Annotated in this window: 10 protein-coding genes and 4 pseudogenes; 6 read left to right on the forward strand and 8 right to left on the reverse strand. The window is 69.7% G+C overall.

Annotated features, from left to right (window positions below; genetic code table 11):
• Positions 1 to 82: 82 nt before the first annotated feature.
• The 4 genes from ACIRRY_RS51360 to ACIRRY_RS51375 form a co-directional block, all read right to left on the reverse strand.
• Positions 83 to 688, reverse strand: a complete 606-nt coding sequence (locus ACIRRY_RS51360; RefSeq protein WP_403987926.1) for a HemK2/MTQ2 family protein methyltransferase — start codon at positions 686 to 688, stop codon at positions 83 to 85.
• A gap of 59 nt (positions 689 to 747) precedes the next feature.
• On the reverse strand, positions 748 to 1,737 hold the full coding sequence (locus tag ACIRRY_RS51365; protein ID WP_403987929.1) for an iron-containing redox enzyme family protein: 990 nt from the start codon (positions 1,735 to 1,737) through the stop codon (positions 748 to 750).
• Between the two features lie 164 nt (positions 1,738 to 1,901).
• Positions 1,902 to 4,160: a catalase gene (locus ACIRRY_RS51370; RefSeq protein WP_403987932.1), complete on the reverse strand. Its 2,259-nt coding sequence runs from the start codon at positions 4,158 to 4,160 to the stop codon at positions 1,902 to 1,904.
• Positions 4,161 to 4,221: 61 nt separating this feature from the next.
• Complete coding sequence (locus ACIRRY_RS51375) at positions 4,222 to 5,406, reverse strand: glutamate--cysteine ligase (protein ID WP_403987935.1); 1,185 nt, start codon at positions 5,404 to 5,406, stop codon at positions 4,222 to 4,224.
• Positions 5,407 to 6,632: 1,226 nt separating this feature from the next.
• Here ACIRRY_RS51375 and ACIRRY_RS51380 point away from each other — a divergent pair.
• From ACIRRY_RS51380 to ACIRRY_RS51390, 3 genes are all read left to right on the forward strand, one after another.
• Positions 6,633 to 6,884 carry an SsgA family sporulation/cell division regulator gene (locus tag ACIRRY_RS51380; RefSeq protein ID WP_403987938.1) on the forward strand — a complete coding sequence of 84 codons (252 nt, stop codon included), beginning with the start codon at positions 6,633 to 6,635 and terminating at the stop codon, positions 6,882 to 6,884.
• A 436-nt stretch (positions 6,885 to 7,320) separates the two neighbouring features.
• Entirely contained in the window at positions 7,321 to 7,806 is a 486-nt protein-coding gene (locus tag ACIRRY_RS51385; RefSeq protein WP_403987941.1) for an SRPBCC family protein, read from the forward strand.
• A gap of 70 nt (positions 7,807 to 7,876) precedes the next feature.
• A complete protein-coding gene (locus ACIRRY_RS51390) occupies positions 7,877 to 9,493 on the forward strand; it encodes a phytoene desaturase family protein (protein WP_403987944.1) in 1,617 nt (538 codons plus the stop codon).
• A 234-nt stretch (positions 9,494 to 9,727) separates the two neighbouring features.
• Here ACIRRY_RS51390 and ACIRRY_RS51395 read toward each other — a convergent pair whose 3' ends face one another.
• Positions 9,728 to 10,393: an anti-sigma factor antagonist gene (locus tag ACIRRY_RS51395; protein WP_403987946.1), complete on the reverse strand. Its 666-nt coding sequence runs from the start codon at positions 10,391 to 10,393 to the stop codon at positions 9,728 to 9,730.
• 131 nt (positions 10,394 to 10,524) lie between these two features.
• On the opposite strand from ACIRRY_RS51395, the gene ACIRRY_RS51400 reads away from it, so the two are divergent.
• Positions 10,525 to 10,887: a helix-turn-helix transcriptional regulator gene (locus ACIRRY_RS51400; protein WP_403987949.1), complete on the forward strand. Its 363-nt coding sequence runs from the start codon at positions 10,525 to 10,527 to the stop codon at positions 10,885 to 10,887.
• Between the two features lie 4 nt (positions 10,888 to 10,891).
• On the opposite strand, the pseudogene ACIRRY_RS51405 reads toward ACIRRY_RS51400, so the two are convergent.
• A pseudogene (locus tag ACIRRY_RS51405) lies at positions 10,892 to 11,074 on the reverse strand (phospholipase D-like domain-containing protein); the annotation flags it as partial.
• Positions 11,075 to 11,303: 229 nt separating this feature from the next.
• Here ACIRRY_RS51405 and ACIRRY_RS51410 point away from each other — a divergent pair.
• On the forward strand, positions 11,304 to 11,582 hold the full coding sequence (locus ACIRRY_RS51410) for a GlsB/YeaQ/YmgE family stress response membrane protein (protein WP_403987952.1): 279 nt from the start codon (positions 11,304 to 11,306) through the stop codon (positions 11,580 to 11,582).
• A pseudogene (locus tag ACIRRY_RS51415) lies at positions 11,579 to 12,552 on the forward strand (molybdopterin-dependent oxidoreductase); the annotation flags it as partial. The gene ACIRRY_RS51410 and the pseudogene ACIRRY_RS51415, both read left to right, overlap by 4 nt.
• On the opposite strand, the pseudogene ACIRRY_RS51420 reads toward ACIRRY_RS51415, so the two are convergent.
• Positions 12,545 to 12,852 (reverse strand): annotated as a pseudogene (locus ACIRRY_RS51420) (alcohol dehydrogenase catalytic domain-containing protein); the annotation flags it as partial. The pseudogenes ACIRRY_RS51415 and ACIRRY_RS51420 sit on opposite strands and share 8 nt — an antisense overlap.
• Before the next feature lie 100 nt (positions 12,853 to 12,952).
• Positions 12,953 to 13,387 (reverse strand): annotated as a pseudogene (locus ACIRRY_RS51425) (flavodoxin family protein); the annotation flags it as partial.
• Between the last annotated feature and the right edge of the window lie 111 nt (positions 13,388 to 13,498).

Raw genomic sequence — 13,498 nt, forward strand, 5'->3', positions numbered from 1 at the left:
CGTCCGTCGACCATCGCGCCGACACTCTGCCCCCTCGTTCATCGAGAAGGCCCAGCCTATTTCAACCGGCGAACCTTCCCGGTCAGAGCACTAGCAGGCCGCGATCGTGCAGCCAGCCGCTGCGGGAGCGCAGAACGGGCCCGAAGGCGACGCTGCGATGTTCCACGATGTCGGCGCGCAGACCCGCCGCCCGCAGTCGCCGCAATGACTCTTCAGGGCCGCTCAGTTCGGACTGGACCAGAAGCAGCACTCCGCCGGGCTTCAGGAGGGCGGGGGCGTGCCGGCAGATGCGGTCAAGTACGAGACGGCCGTCGTGTCCCGCGTCCCAGGCCCGTGCCGGACCCCGGCGCGGGCAGGCGGCGGTGGGGGCGGGCACGTACGGCGGGTTGGACAGGACGAGGTCGAAGGACCGGCCTGTCACAGGGGCCAGCAGGTCGCCGCGTCTGACCCGGATCGGGAGACGTGCCAGCAGCGCGTTGACCTTGGTGTTGAGGGCCGCGCGCCAGGAGATGTCGATCGCGGTGACGCGGGCCCCGAGCCGGGCGGCGGCCAGCGCGACGGCACCTGTTCCGGTGCCCACGTCGAGGACTTCGGCGCGCGGGGGCAGGCGTTCGTCGTGGAGGAGTCGGACGAGCAGGTCGGTGTCGTCCTGCGGGGTGTAGACGCCGGGCAGAGTGACCGTGGTCATGGGGCTTCATTTCCGGTTCCCGGGGACGTGGGAGAACCTGTTCGTGGTCGGAAGGCCGGTCAAACAGGTGGGCGCAGTGACGACTCCCCCGCCCGCCAGGCACCCAGCAGGCGTTCGGCGAGGCGGTCCTCCAGATACGTGGTGGCGTCCACGCCGAAGGCGACATCGCCGTCGAGGTGCGGTTCCTCTTCGAGCAGGCCCGCCACGACCTCCCGGCGGACGACCTGTTCGTGCACGGCGTCGGCCTCGACGTGCTCGTCGTAGAAGTGCTCGGCGGCCGACCCGGCACCGGCGCGCCGCATCGCCTGGGCCAAGCGTCGCGAACCCGGCGAGGAGGTGATCTCGACGGCCGCGAAGTGCCCCACGAGGGCTCCTCGCAGGGCACGGTGCAGGCCGAAGAGGGACATCAGGTTCACGGTGGCGAGGGCCTCGGCGCCGGTCGCGTCGAGCCAGTGCCCGTACCTCGTGTCCAGGTCGAGGTCGGCCATCAGGTCGGCGAACAGGCGGGCGTGCACGCGATCGGCGCGGCCCCCGCCGAACTCGTCGAACTCCACGGCCGCCATGCCCGCCTTCGCCCGGCCCCACAACCGGGGCAGCACCCACGCGTGCGGATCAGCCTCCTTGAGGTGGTAGAGCGAGCGCTGAGCGGCGTACTCACGCACCTGCCACAGCTCTCCCTCGTCCCGCAGGAAGTGACTGACACCGCTGCCGTCAACGGGTTCGACAAGCAGTTCGTCCAGCGCCTCGTCGGCGTGTTTGTGCGCGATCGCCCCGTCACGGAGGGTCTTGAGGAAGGCCTGTTCCAGGGCTGCCCGGACCCTGAGCAGGTCGGGATCCCACTCACGGTCCGCGTCGACGCCGGCGAAGCCGCGATAGTGCAGCTCGTAACAGACGTACAGGGCGAGCTGGAGATCGTCCCCGAGCGGGGCTGCGACGGAAACCGCCTTTTCATCCGGAAGAGGTCCCGTACCCCGCAGGTATTCGACGACCGCCGCGGAGATCCGGCCGCGAGCGGCGGGCACGGCCGGCTCCGGCGATGTGACGTTCATGAACGCCGGGTACCCGTGATGCGGAAACTCTCACGTGAGCCCTGGTGAGGTTCCTCGCGGTGTCCGGTCAGGCCGTCCGGGCCGGACACCGCGAGTACGGCCGCAGCCTGCCGTCAGATCGTCGAGACCAGAACCAGCAAGTGATTCATTGCCAGTCGTGTCTCTCACAGAGCGGGGGTGAAGCGTCCCCAGACGCGATGACCACCGAGGAGACGTGTCACGGCCGGCAGCACCAAAACCGGCGCTTCGGCGAACACCACTCCGGCCGGCTCCTCAGGGAATCCGGCTGCCTCCAGAGCAACGGCTCCCTCGCCCCAGGCTCCGATGGCTTTGCCGTGGCGGTACGCCTCGGTGAGCATCAGCACCAAGCGGGGGTCGATGGCCAGGGCCAGGGCGGCATCGTCGTCGGCCTTGGCATCGCGGGCTCCGTAGGCGTCTCCGGCCGGAGTCGGCGCCCCGGCCAGCACGATCGCGTCGAACTCGGTGGAGCGGGCGGTGGCGAACGTCCGTTGCACGGTGACCGGCTCCCCGTCCGGGTCCAGGGTGCCGCCGACGGGTGCGACGACCAGCGGGACCATGCCCGCGTCCAGGACCGCCTCGCGTACTTCGCGTACACCGTCCAGGTCGTCCGTGCCGCTGGTGACGATGCCGATGATCCGGCCCGCGACCGGCCAGTCCCCGCCCAACTGGGACAGGGCGGGGCTCGGTTGCACCACCACCGGCGGAAGGCTCGCCTCCGGGGCCGGTAGGCCAAGACCGGCCGCGACCTGCGCGCACAACTCCGGGTCGATGTTCGCGAGCACCGTCAGTGCCCGTTCCTTGATCGCGGTCTCCCAGCACTTGCCGAGCTCGAAGGTATAGGCGGCGACGATGTGCTCGCGCTCGGTGGCAGACATGCTGAGCCAGAACAGCCAGGCCTGGCTGAAGTGGTCGTCGAAGGACGCCGCCGCGTCCCGCACCTTGCGGCCGGCGGTCACCTCGACCGGCACCTCGATGTACGCCCCCGTGTCGGCGCCGGCGAGGAAGGGGCAGCCTCCGTCGAGGGAGTTGGGCCGGTACGGTGCCACGCCCCGGTGCACTGCGGTCTGGTGCACGCCGTCGCGCAGCATGTCGTTGACGGGCGCGTGCGTGCGGTTGATCGGGAGCTGCCCGAAGTTGGGTCCGCCCAGTCGGCTGATCTGGGTGTCGAGGTAGGAGAAGAGGCGCCCTTGCAGCAGCGGGTCGTTGGTGACGTCGATACCGGGAACCAGGTGGCCGACGTGGAAGGCGACCTGCTCGGTCTCGGCGAAGTAGTTCGACGGGTTGGCGTTGAGGGTCATCAGGCCTATCGGGCGGACCGGGGCCAGTTCCTCGGGGACGAGCTTCGTCGGGTCGAGCAGGTCGATGCCCGCGAACATCTGGTCCTCGGTGTCCGGGAACGTCTGCACGCCCAGCTCCCATTCGGGGAACGCTCCGGCCTCGATCGCGTCGGCGAGGTCTCGGCGGTGGAAGTCCGGGTCCACGCCCGCAGTGATCTGCGCTTCCTCCCAGACCAGCGAGTGGACACCCAGCTTCGGCTTCCAGTGGAACTTCACCAGCGTGGTCGCGCCCTCGGCGTTGACGAGGCGGAAGGTGTGGACACCGAAGCCCTCCATCATCCGGTAGGAGCGCGGGATGCCCCGGTCGGACATGTTCCACAGTGTGTGGTGGGTGGCCTCCGTGTGGAGGGTGACGAAGTCCCAGAACGTGTCGTGAGCGCTCTGCGCCTGCGGGATCTCCCGGTCCGGATGCGGCTTGCCCGCGTGGATGATGTCGGGGAACTTGAGCGCGTCCTGGATGAAGAACACCGGGATGTTGTTGCCGACCAGGTCGAAGACGCCCTCGTCGGTGTAGAACTTCGTCGCGAAGCCCCGGGTGTCGCGCACGGTGTCGGCCGATCCGCGCAAGCCCAGCACGGTGGAGAAGCGGACGAACACCGGCGTCTCGACGCCCTCGGCGAGAAATGCGGCCTTGCTGATCCCCGCGGCGGCGCCATAGCCCCGGAACACACCGTGCGCGGCGGCGCCACGGGCGTGCACCACCCGCTCGGGAATGCGCTCGTGATCGAAGTGGGTGATCTTCTCCCGCAGATGGTGGTCCTGGAGCAGCACCGGACCGCGCGGACCTGCCTTCAACGAGTGGTCGGTGTCGTACAGGCGCGCACCCTGCGCGGTGGTGAGGCGCTCGCCGCCCTGCGCGACCTTCTTCTGCGACGTCCCCGTCTCCTGGCCGGTGGGGCTGTAGGTGTCCGGTCCGCGCTGGTCGGGCTTGGGCGGCAACGGGCCGGCAGGCTCCGTCGGCTCGGCGACCGGGGGCGGCACCGGGCCCGGTGCGCCAGGGATCTCGTTCCCGGGCCGAACGGCCTCCTGGACCTTTTCCACGATCTTGTCGGCGGAAGCTGCCACGAGGCGTGGCCTCGTCCGTCGGGCCCACGGGCGGCGTTCGGATCTCGTCTGCATGGGCGTGTCAGAGACCGATGGCCGGTGCGCTGGAACTCTGCGACGGGTCCACCGCGACGGTGCCCGCGACAGCGGCGCTCGTACGGCCGGCAGACGGCTGCTTGCGGTGGTGGCGGTCGCCGCGGGTCTCGGCGACGAGAGTGTCGCAGCAGGCCCGCAGGTCTTCCTCCTGGGCCTTGCGGCGCATCTGCTTCGCGGCGCTTCCGTCGGCGAGGATCTCATCGGTCAGTGTGCTCACGGTCTGCCAGTCCCCGTGAGCTTCCAGTGCGGGACGCAGTCGGGCGAGCAGCTCCCGGACGACCGTGGGCGCTGGTGTTTCCTGACGGGACTCGGGATCCACCAAGGTGCCTTCGAGGCCGGCCCGGGCGGCCTTCCACGAGGCGCCGCGCAGCCAGTCGTGCCTGCTCCGGCACTCTGACAGCGGGCCGGAGCGCAGCCGCTCGCGAGCGTCGGTCACCAGCGCGCGGAACAGTCCCGCGATGAGGACGACGGTTTCGACGCGCGGGCACGCGTCGCAGATGCGCAGTTCCAGCGTCGGCAGGTGGGCGGAAGGACGGACATCGTAGTAGATCATCCCCACGTCGGTGATCACCCCGGACTGGACAAGCTCCTGGAGAAAGGCGTCATAGTCCGCTCCGCTCGCGAAGCAGCCGGCTGGTCCCGCGGTGGGCCAGCGCTGCCACATCAGCGTCCGCCAGCTGGCGTAGCCCGTGTCGGACCCGTGCCAGAAGGGCGAGCTGGCCGACATAGCCAGGAGCACGGGCAGCCAGGGGGCTACGGCGCACATGACCCGGACCGCCGTGTCGCGGTCGGGTACGTCCACGTGCACCTGAGTGCCGCAGATGAGCTGCTCCTCGGCAACCCTGCCGTACTCCTCGACCATCTCCTGGTAGCGCGCGTCGGCCGTCGGCCGCCCCGAGGCGGCCGGCGCAAGCGGCGCCGTACCCGCCGCCATCACCGCGAGTCCCAGTGAGGAGGCGGCCGAGTCGAGCTGCTCTCTGGTCGCGGCCAGATCGGCGTACAGGTCGTGCAGAGACGCGTGCACTCCGCTGTTCGACTCCACGGTGGACTGATGCAGCTCCGTGGTGAAGTCCCGCTGAGGCAGCCGCCTCAGAATCGAGCTCGCACGCGTTACGAGCAGCCCGCTCTCCACCTCCAGAACGTGGAACTCCTCCTCCACTCCGATCCGCATGTACGTCACTCCCTGAGATGTGGCCCAAGCGTCTGGCCTGCTCAGGGAGTTGGCCTACCGGGCGAACTGCGTGTGCAACTCCGAGTGCCCAGGAGATCGCGAAGTAGGCACCGAATGCACACCAGGGCCAACGTTCGTACGCCCCGGGGTCGATACCACGGTGGATGTCTGTCGGCCGTCGGGTACGCGGCCCTCATGGATGGTCTCCTCGCGTTGGCACCGGCGGCCCGCTATGGCGCAGTCGACTTCGTCGGCGGTCGGTTGTCTCGTCGAGCCCATTTCCCTGTGATCACGTTCCTGGGGCACGCAGGCGGTCTGCTCTTCGCGCTGGTCGCCGCCTGTGGTGCCCGCGGATTCGGTGCGCGCCGTGGATCCGCTGTGGGGTGCGCTGTGGGGCGTGGGGAGCGGCGTGGCCATGCACTTCCTGAGCCGTGGGGCGATGAGCGTCGTGGTCCCCATGAGGGCTGTCACCGGGGCAGCACTGTCCGTCCTGTGCGGTATGTGGTTTCTGGGCGACCGGCCCACGGCGCCGGCTTGACTGGGCCTCGGCGTCACTCTGCCCGCGCTGTGGCTCTTCTCCGGAGCAGGTGCTCGGCGAAAGAGCCGCGTGGCAGGTGGGCCGGTGCCTGGGGATGGGCTGATCGTCAGCCCGGGGATCGCCGTGCAGTACATCGGACTCACGCAGGCCGACTCGGTCAGCGGTCCGTGGCCCGTAGCCCGTGGCTGCCGGACGTCTGGCGGCCGTCGTTCTTCTGACACCCAGTACCGCGCGGCACTCGTGTCAGTTCCAGCAGCCTTGGCCACTGGTGGCGCAGGCCTCCGGATCGGTGCAGGAGCGGCGCTCGGTCTCGTCCTCCACTGCCAGGCCAGCGGCAGCAGACGCTGGCCATCGCTGTTGTCCTGGCCTCCTTGGAGGCGCCCGAAGTGCGCCCCGGGGTAGCGATGCCGTGCCTCCGAAGGAGGCGATCACCATGAGACCACCGTGAGGCCGACGGTAAGCGTGGACAGTCGTCGACTGCCGCTCCGATCCCGCTCCGCACTCGTCACGAACACAGGGCGAGAGGCTGCCGGCGGCTCGAAGCGCCAGGCCTGAGGAGACAACGGCCGTTCTCAACGTGTCACAGCGCGATCGGGGGTACCCGTGGCACCCCGTGCTGAGGACGGCAGGTACGTGGAGGGCCGGTGGCAGTCGGCCCGTCGCACTCACCCGTCGGAAGTGATCACTCGTGCCGAAGCCAGTCACGCTGACGGAAGTCCATCCGCACCGGACCACCACATTGCGCCACCACACGCAGCTGGTCCGCGAAGGCCAACCTCCTGTACCGCTCGACCTGGAGCTGCGCTACACGTCGTTGGACCCGTTCGCCGTGCACATCGGCCTGCACACGGACGGCGCCTCGATCCACTGGGCCCTATCACGGGAGAGTCTTCTGCTCGGGCTGCGACGCTATGAGGGAATCGGCGACGTGGCCGTATAGCCAGTCAGGCAGCCGGGCGGCGGCACATGGCTGCGTATCCGGCTCGGGCCGCTCAGGAGCTGCGCCGCCTTCCAGACGGAATGGGACGTGATCTCCGACTGGCTGGACGTCACACTGCTGCTCGTGCCTCGGAACACGGAGAGCGAGCTCCTGGACTGGGACGGTTTTCTCACGCCTCTGCTCGACTTGGACTGAGTGTGCCCTGGAAGCCGGATCGACGCGGGTCTGCGCCCGGACTTCCTCGTGGTCATCCGGTCTGCGACCGAACATCCCTCCAATGGCCGGGCCGCGGCCTGGAGGCCGAGACCGGGCTGTGCGCGCCCATGCTCGCCGCCGCCACCGGCACCGGCACCGCCACCGGCCGGGGAGTGTGTAGCCGGGCCCGGCCTGGGAACTCGTGGCGGCGGACGCGACATTTCGAACGGCGGAGGAACCCATGGCCGTACGACACCGTTTGATCAGGAAGTCTCCCGAGGACGTCTGGAAGATCCTGTCCGACGCCGAACAGTACGGCGACTGGGTCGTCGGTACCTCACGGGCCGAGCTGGACGAGGGTGTGTGGCCCGAGGTGGGGGCGGCCCTCCGCTACGAGATCAGGATCGGGCCGCTCACCCTGCACAACCAGACCGTCGTACGCCGCAGCGAACCGCCCGCCATTCTCGAACTGGAAGCGCACAGCGGGCCGTTGGGGACCGCGAGGATCGCGATGGAACTGCGGCCCTGGGGCGAGCAGACACTGATCATCCTCGATGAACACCCGCTGCGCGGCGCGGGTGGCGCCCTGCACAATCCTCTGCTGGACGCGGCCCAGCAGGTACGGAGCCGCGCGATGCTGGCCCGTCTCGCCCGGCTGTGCGAAAACGACGAAAGCACGTCCCGCACGACTCCCGAGCGATCACGATCACGACCGCGCACGGCCTGAACCGGCACCGAGACCGGGAGAAAGGCCACGCCACCGAGGGCGGCGCCACCCACCGAGCGGGGAGCACGTCATGCCGGACGCAGTAGTGATCGGTGCCGGTCCCAACGGGCTGGTCGCCGCGAACCTCCTGGCCGACGCGGGCTGGAGCGTGGAGGTCCTGGAGGCCCAGGACGAGCCAGGCGGCGCGGTCCGCCACGACCGAGGGGTCGACCCCGACTTCGCCAGCGACCTCTTCAGCGCCTTCTATCCCCTCGCCGCCGCCTCCCCGGTCCTGGCCGGCCTGCGCCTGGAGCGGGAGGGGCTGAACTGGAGCCACGCTCCGAAGGTGCTGGCCCACCCGTTGCGGGACGGCCGCTGCGCAGTCCTCAGCCGGGACCTGGAGGAGACGGCCGCGAGCATGGAGGCGTTCGCCCCCGGAGACGGAGCCGCGTGGAAGGAGCTGCGGAACGTCTGGGAGACGCTGCGGCCCGGCATCCTCGACGCCCTTTTCACACCGTTCCCCCCGGTCCGCGCCGGGGCCCGGCTGGCGCTGCGGCTGCGGGCGGCGGGCGGCTTGCGGCTGGCCAGGACGATGCTGCTGCCGGTGCGGCGGCTGGGCGAGGAGGAGTTCCGCGGGGAAGGCGGCAGGCTCCTGCTCGCGGGCAACGCCCTGCACGCGGATCTCGCGCCGGAGGCGGCGGGCAGCGGCGGCTTCGGCTGGCTCATGTCCATGCTCGGCCAGACCTACGGCTTTCCCGTACCGACCGGCGGCTCCGGAGCGCTCACCGCCGCTCTCGTCCGCCGCTTGACGCGGCTCGGCGGGACCGTCCGCTGCGGGGAGCGGGTCACCGAGGTCGTCGTCCGCAACGGTCGAGCCGTCGGAGTCCGCACCGCGAGCGGCGAAGCGGTAGTGGCTCGCAAGGCCGTGCTGGCCGACGTGTCCGCACCCGCGCTCTACGGCTCCCTGGTCGCGGAGCGGCACCTCCCCGGGCGACTGCTCGCCGATCTGAAACGCTTCCAGTGGGACTTCGCCACGTTCAAGGTGGACTGGGCGCTGAACGGCCCGGCGCCCTGGACCTCCCCAGAGGCCTCACAGGCAGGCACCGTCCACCTCGCGGACGGCGTCGACGCCCTCACCCGCTTCGCCGCGCAGATCGCCATGGGCCGTGTCCCCGACGAACCCTTCGTCCTCTTCGGTCAGATGACCACCGCCGACCCCAGCCGCTCGCCCCGGGGCACCGAGTCCGCCTGGGCCTACACCCACGTGCCGCACCACGTGCGGGGCGACGCGGGCGACGACAAACTGACCGGCTCCTGGGACGCCCGGGAGCAGGAAGCCATGGCAGACCGTGTCGAGACACAGGTCGAGCGCTACGCTCCCGGCTTCCGCGGCCTCATCAGAGCCCGGCGCATCCTCGCGCCGCCCACGCTGGAGAGCTTGGACGCCAACCTCCACGGCGGCGCGATCAACGGCGGTACCACCGCCCTGCACCAGCAACTGGTCTTCCGCCCCTCCCCCGGCACCGGCCGCCCCGAGACGCCCGTGCCCGGCCTCTACCTCGCGTCTGCCTCCGCGCACCCGGGCGGAGGCGTCCACGGCGCCCCCGGAGCCAACGCCGCACGGGCCGCCCTCCACCGTCAACGGACCGGCGCCCTCGTTCACCTCCAGAGTCGGCTGACCCGCCGCGACCGCAAAGGGCAGCGCTGACAAGCCGCGCGTTACCGCGTGCCGCCCCTTGCCGAAGGCGATCACCACAGCCAGCCGCCCAAGGCATGGCCCAGCTCGGCGGTGAACGCCTGATGCCGTCGGAACGTCGGCGATCCGAGCGCGCGGACGCTTGGTGGCGGCGGTCCCTGTTGTCTCAGCTCGACGCTGCCGCGTGCCGTCGGGCCCCGGCCGCCGCATGGTCACCGCGGCACAGGGCGACACGCCGGTGTGCCGTCATCCGGCGTCTCGGGTGCCGTGTGCCTGCACGGCTTCGGCCAGAAGACCGGCAAGGGACTCGGACAGCGGCCGGCCGGCCGTGCTCTGCAGGAACGCGTCAGCGATCAGGTGCAGCTTGGTGTTGCTGTGCTGCGAGACGGTCACGAGCACCTGCCATGCCTGCTCACGGGTGAGGCCGAAGGAGGTCATGAGCATGCCGCAGGCCTCGTAGATCGTGCCGCGGGTCCCCAGCGCCCGGTACAGGAGCGCGTTCTCCGCGGCAAGGGCATCGTCGGGTGACGCGGCGGGGAAGAGGGAGGCCGCGCCGGTCAGCTCCAGCAGGCGTTGCACGGCGGGGCTGCTCGCGCGCAGGACGAGGTTTTTCGAGGTCTCCCGGGCGTTCTTGCGCAGGAGCAACAGGACGTTGAGGGCGGAGCAGTCGCAGAAATCGACACCTGCGAGATCCAGTTCCAGCCCGTCGTCCACGTCGCGCAGCGCGTCGCCCAGTCGGTGCCGCAGCATGTGCGCGCTGTCCAGGTCCAGTTCGCCGCTCACGGTCGCCACGAGCCGACCGCCGACCACGCCGACATCCACCGTGGCGGACGCCAGTGTCGAGGGCGGGATCGTGCTGCCGCACTCGGTGCAGGTCCCCTCGGCGGGAGGTAGAGCCGCGTGGCAGGACATCGGAGGCTCCCGGAACGTGTCGACGACTCCTTACGGCTCCACTTTCACCCCACCTGCCATTCACGTCAACCAATACACGAAAACTGATTCACCCTTTTGAATACGTGAAACGCGCGCCCTATAGTCAGACCATGGACCAAGCCGCCGAACCACGTCCGGGCTGGACGTTCCTGACCAACCACTCCCGCGTCCTGGCAGCCATCGCCGCAGACCACACCACGCGCGTCCGCGACATCGCGGTGCGCTGCCAACTGACCGAGCGGGCCGTTCAGAAGATCATCGCCGACCTGGAAGACGGCGGGTATCTCACCCACGTCCGGGAAGGCCGCTCGAACGTCTACCGCATCGCCTCCGCCACAGCGCTGCGTCATCCCGCCGACGCCCCCGCCTCCGTCGCCGATCTGCTGGCCGTCCTGGCCCGGCACGACGGCGCCCGCCCGGCCACTTCCCGCCTCGACACGGACGAAGAGCACCGGCCCGACACCACACCGTGACGCGCTCCTCGTAGCAGCGCCGGCCCGCCAATTGGCACACCCGCCTGTCGGAGTACGGGCCCCGCAGCAGGATCTCCACCTCGACGCCTCGGCGGGCCACGGCGCACAGCAGCCGGATGAAGTACGCGTCGGGCGCGAATTGGGCGGTGGCCAGCCGGATCCTTACCTCCGCCGTCGCGACCACCACCACGCCTGCCGTGAACGTAAGCCCCGGGGACTCGGCCCTCCTCCACCCCCCTTGGCGGCTACGGCACCGAGTCTCACCGACCCGGCAGTCCCATAGGCAACGGCGCCCCCCCTGCCGACCACATCAGCAACCGGCACGATCGCGATCCGGATTCGACGTTTGTTCGGCCTCGGTCGGTGCACACGAAGGGCTGACACAACTTTTGTCCGAGGAAGCGGAGACACACACCATGGGCATCATCGCGTGGATCGTCATCGGCCTGCTCGCCGGCGCCATCGCCAAGATCCTGATGCCGGGCAAGGACCCGGGCGGCATCATCGTCACCATGCTCATCGGCATCGTCGGCGGTCTCCTCGGCGGCTGGCTCGGCAAGGTGATCTTCGGCGTCGACTCCATCGACGGGTTCTTCGACCTCTCCACCTGGATCGCCGCGATCGTGGGCTCCCTCGTCCTGCTGATCGTCTACCGCGTGGTCACCGGCAACCGGCACTCGCACCGGCACGCCTGACCGACGAAGGCACACGCCAACACCCAGCCGAACGGCTCCCTCCTGACTCACAGGACGGGAGCCGTCGGCGTGTCCGGGGCTCCGATGAGAGCAACTGGTTCGCCTTACGTCAGCTCACCGGAACCGACCCAATGGGCCGCGGCCGAGCCGCCATGTCGGCGCGCACCGAACACCCCAGGCCGCGCACCAACACCGCCGACCGGATGGTGAGTTCGGTGTGCCCCTACTGCGCGGTGGACTGCGGCCAGCAGGTCTACGTCAAGGACGACAAGGTCGTCCAGATCGAAGGTGACCAGGCCTCCCCAATGAGCCGAGGACGCCTGTGCCCCAAGGGCTCGGTCACGCTCCAGCTCACCACCGGCTCGGCCAGGCGTCACGAGGTGCTGTACCGACGGCCGTACGCCGCCGACCGGGAGCCCCTCGATCTGGAGACCGCGATGGACATGGTGGCCAAGCGGGTGATCGAGACGCGGCATCGGACCTGGGAGGGGGAGTCCGAGGGACTGCGCACCGCGCGCACCCTCGCCATCGCCAGTCTCGGCAGCGCGACCCTCGACAACGAGGAGAACTACCTCATCAAGATGCTGCTGACCGACCTCTGGGTCATCCAGGTGGAGAACCATGCCCGGGCCTGCCACTGCTCCACGGTCGCCGGGCTCGGCACCTCCTTCGGGCGGGGCGGTGCCACCACCTTCATGCAGGACCTCCAGCACTCCGACTGCATCGTGATCCAGGGCTCCAACGTCGCCGAGGCCCACCCGGTCGGCTTCCAGTGGGTGATGGAGGCGAAGGCGCGCGGCGCCCGCGTCATCCACGTGGACCCCGGTCCACCCGCACCAGCGCGTTGGCCGACCTGCACGTCCCAATCCGCGCCGGCAGCGACATCGCGTTCCTGGGCGCGATCATCAACCGTGTCCTGACTGAGGAGAAGGATTTCCGCGAGTACGTCCTCGCCTACACCCACGCGAGTGCAGGCCCTGGGAGCACATGAAGCAGGTGCCGCAGGAGATGTTGAACGGGATGACGACCCGGTCCCCGGAGACGAGGGCGGGCACCTCAGGACCGACTGCCTCGACGACCCCATGACCTCGTGGCCGAGGATGTCGCCCGGGTCCAGGAACGGCCCGAGGACTTCGTACAGGTGCAGGTCTGATCCGCAGACGCCGGTGGAGGTGATCCGTACGATCACGTCGTCGGGCTGTTCGATCAGAGGGTCCGGGACCGTCTCCACCCGGACGTCCCGCCGACCTTGCCAGGTCAGAGCGCGCATGCTGCGCGCCTCCTCGTTCGGCCTTCGGTCAATGGTCATGATCGGGTAACCACGGTTAGCACCCTCAACCGCCGACGGCACCCGGGGCCGTGAAAAGGGATCAGCTGGGCGGGTAGGGCGCGCTCTGGAGCAGGGTCGCCAGATGGACGGCGTTGGCGGCAAGTGTCTTGGTGGTGGCCGCGACGGCGTCGGGGGTCTTGTCGAGGTCCTGGTAGTCGGTGCTCTGCTGGGCTTCGCCGACCCAGTAGGTGACCGCGCCGGGCGGCAGGGAGAATCCGAGGTCGTTGAGACCCTGGAAGAGGTCGGCACTCACCTTGTGTGCCCCGTCCTCGTTGCCGACGACGGCCACCAACCCGACTTTCCCGTACGGCAGTTGGCGGCCTTCGTCGTCGGTCTCGGAGATGTCGGCGTTGAGCCGTTCCAAGACGCGCTGACAGAGGCTGGAGGGGTGGCCGAGCCAGATCGGGGTGGCGAGGAGGACGATGTCGGCGGCCATCACCTTGTCCCACAGCTGCGGCCAGTCGTCGCCCCCCCCCCCAGGTCACGGGCGACAATGCCGTTGCTTTTGGCGGGGCTGGCCGGTTGAAGCGATGTGCTGATATCCCGTCTGGAGCGGCTGGGGCTGGGCGTCCTGACTCGGTCGTGT

It is taken from the genome of Streptomyces sp. NPDC101776, from assembly GCF_044766845.1.
Lineage (GTDB): Bacteria > Actinomycetota > Actinomycetes > Streptomycetales > Streptomycetaceae > Streptomyces.